Here is a 2,954-nt window from a genome sequence, read left to right as displayed (position 1 = left end):
TAAGATTTCATATTCTAATTTAGATAAAAGATTAATAAAACAAGGTTTTGCTAGTGCATACTGTAAGAGAAAAACTAGAAAAGAAGTAAAAAAAATAAGAAAACAAAATGAAGAAAGCAAAATTATTAAGTACAGCAAAGACTTGGTATTTTACACACCAAAAGTAGTAGAAAAACATAGATTAGCAACGGCTAATAACTATAAATTTGGACAAGTTTTAGAAGTTGACGGATGTACTCACTACTACTTTCAAAACGACACAATTGCAACATGTGTTGCTGTTGTTGATGTTGGAACTAATAAAGTATTAGACATTTATTTTGAGAGTCAAGAAGAATCTCTGAATTCATATCAAAGAATATTTGAAAACGTTTTTCAAAAATACGGTTATCCTATGAGAATAATTACTGATAATAGAGCTAACTTTAAGAAAGACGAAATAAACAACCCTAGAACGCCTTTAGAGCTTGAAAAAAGGGGTATAGAAGTTGTTTCTTCATCAAACGCTAATGCAAAGCCACACATAGAAAGAAAATGAGATACAGTGCAAAAGAATGTTCCTTTTTATTTTAAACAAAAGAATATAAAAACAATTGAAGAAGCTAATGCTATAAAAGACGAATTGATTGAATATTTAAACAGTATATGTAAAATACGTGAAAAAGAAAGCGTTTTTAGAAAACTAGAAAATGAGGCGGTTGAATCCTTCTTTGACATACCTATTAAAAGAAAAATTATGAATGGAGTGGTGGAATATCAAAAAAATTATTATGCTGCATTTGATGAAAATGGGAAGAGATATAAGTTCAACAAAAAAGAAAGTATTGAATTTGTTATAGGTGCAGATGAGATGTTATAGGTGCAGATGAGAAGTTCTACTTTAGAACAGAAACTATGCGTTTTAAAGCTGAAATATTAGAAAAAGGATCTCATGATTGAGGAATAGCTGATATAGCAAAAAGAAAACAATTAGATGAAGAAAGAAAACATGATTTAAAAACCCTAGGAACAATAAATAAAACGAGATGAATTCATACTGTATTAGATAAGACTCTTAACAGCATTAAAAAACACCCAAGTGGATTGCCCAGTGAAGTAGTCGATGAACTATCAGGACTTGTCTCAGGTGTTAAGAATGAATGTTTTCGCATATCATTCGAACTCAAAGAAAAATTAGGCTTATTGGATTAGTTTAATTTTCTAATTTCCTTTGATAAGATTATTATAACTTAAAAATTTAAAGGTTCATTTTGTTTAAAAACCCACGTGTAAGTGAGTGGTTAGAAGTATTTAAGCACCACAAAGATTATTTATCTGGAAAATATAGACACTATGATTTAGGTATAAAACTAAAAGAGTCACAAACAGGAAAAACACCTAAAAAAGTAAAGGATCAGGAAGTCCTAAAAAGAATAAAGAAGAATATGACAAAGAAAGAAATGAAGTGATCAATATTATTGATCCTGAAGTTTTAGAATGGTTAATAACAGATCTTTTTAAAGAAGAGATTTTAAAGAAAAATAAGGTTGATAACTTAGATGAATTGATAGAAAAAATTAAGGAGAAATTTGGAGCAAATATCACCAACAAAGAGATAATGAAAATTCTTGGTTTACCTAAGTCAACTTTTTACTATAAGCTTAAAAAACAATCAAATAGTAAGAATAAAGAATCTGTAAAACATGCGGAAATAATTAAAGAAGTTTTTGAAAAACAAAGCAGAAGATACGGTAGAGAAAGACTTTCTGCTTATATTTTTAAGACATATGGCACATTATTAACCCTACAACACTAGGTAGAGCAATGAACAAATTAGGTCTATTTTGTCATATAAGAATAACGTGCAAGAAAAAACGAGAATCAAAGAACACTAACGTATATTATCCAAACATCGCTAATAGGGGATTATAATGGCCAATTAAATGATATTTATGCGTTATATTCCAGCTCCAATTGACGTAGAAGGAAGACACGTTTATTTGTCTATCTTAATTCACCACAGAACAAAGAAAATTGTTAGCTATAATTTATCTATACATAACGACACCAACTTGGTCATGAATCACTTTAGAAAAACAAAATTTCCTAAGAATTTTATCATTCATACAGATCATGGTGCATCATATTCATCAATAGAATATCTTGAGTATATATAACAACAAGGTGGAATTGTTTCAATGTCCAGAATAGGTAGCTCTCTAGATAATAGAGAATCTGAATATTTCTTTTCAATCTTAAAATCAGAAATGTTTATTAATTTTGAAAAGAAAGTAAAGGAAATAACTTTTAGTCAACTAAAGGAAAGTATTAAAAATTTCATTGAATGATATAACAGTGAAAGAACTCTAAGAAATTTAAATGAAATATAAAAGTTCTACCTAATATGACTATAGAAAAACTTGAAAATTAAGCAGTTTTTTATAAATAACCTTAAAATGTATAAGATCAAGTAAAGAATTCCAAAAATATACACTAAAAAATTCCCAATTTCAGACACTATATTTTTAAAACTTTAATAAGTTCTTTAATATATTTTAATGTTTCAACATCATCTCACTCTTCTCTTACTCTTGGTTTTCTTTTTTTCATTACTTTTGATAAATATCTAAAAATTTGACCAATTGTTTTATTTTCTAAAACACCATTTTCAAGTAAGTAATTTTTTATTCTGCAAAGCATTATAGATGATAAAAAATTAATAAATTCAGTAGCTATTATTCTGTAATTTCCCTGAACATTTCCTTCGTTTTGTTCTAGTACATTTTTAAATTGCTTAAATAATAACTCAATTTCTCATCTCTTTTTGTATGAGATGTAGATATCTTTTATGTTTAAATCTCCATTACATTCAAAAATAATTAGTCCAAAAAGATCTTCTTTTTCCAATAGTTTTTTTTCATCATAAACACCTTTTTTATAAGTTCGACTAATAAAATTTTTCTTCTGAGTAAATT

General features: G+C 27.2%; 2 protein-coding genes and 2 pseudogenes. 3 read left to right on the top strand and 1 reads right to left on the bottom strand.

The annotated features are described in order from the left end of the window. The 3 genes and pseudogenes from AB668_RS05845 to AB668_RS05315 form a co-directional block, all read left to right on the top strand. A partial coding sequence (locus tag AB668_RS05845; RefSeq protein WP_201342696.1) for a hypothetical protein occupies nt 1–859 on the top strand: 859 nt, incomplete at its 5' end. Nucleotides 860–894: 35 nt separating this feature from the next. Further along, nucleotides 895–1,191, top strand: coding sequence for a hypothetical protein (locus AB668_RS05760; protein WP_050517748.1), 297 nt, complete (start codon nt 895–897; stop codon nt 1,189–1,191). A gap of 56 nt (nt 1,192–1,247) precedes the next feature. Beyond that, nucleotides 1,248–2,351, top strand: a pseudogene (locus tag AB668_RS05315) (IS3 family transposase); the annotation flags it as partial. Nucleotides 2,352–2,496: 145 nt separating this feature from the next. On the opposite strand, the pseudogene AB668_RS04125 reads toward AB668_RS05315, so the two are convergent. Further along, nucleotides 2,497–2,954: pseudogene (locus AB668_RS04125) on the bottom strand (IS1634 family transposase); the annotation flags it as partial.

Origin of the sequence: Mycoplasma sp. HU2014 (genome assembly GCF_001199495.1) — a bacterium.
Lineage (GTDB): Bacteria > Bacillota_I > Bacilli_A > Mycoplasmatales > Mycoplasmataceae > Mycoplasma.
Note: the sequence above shows the minus strand (reverse complement) of the source record. Positions and strands in the feature narration are given on the sequence as shown.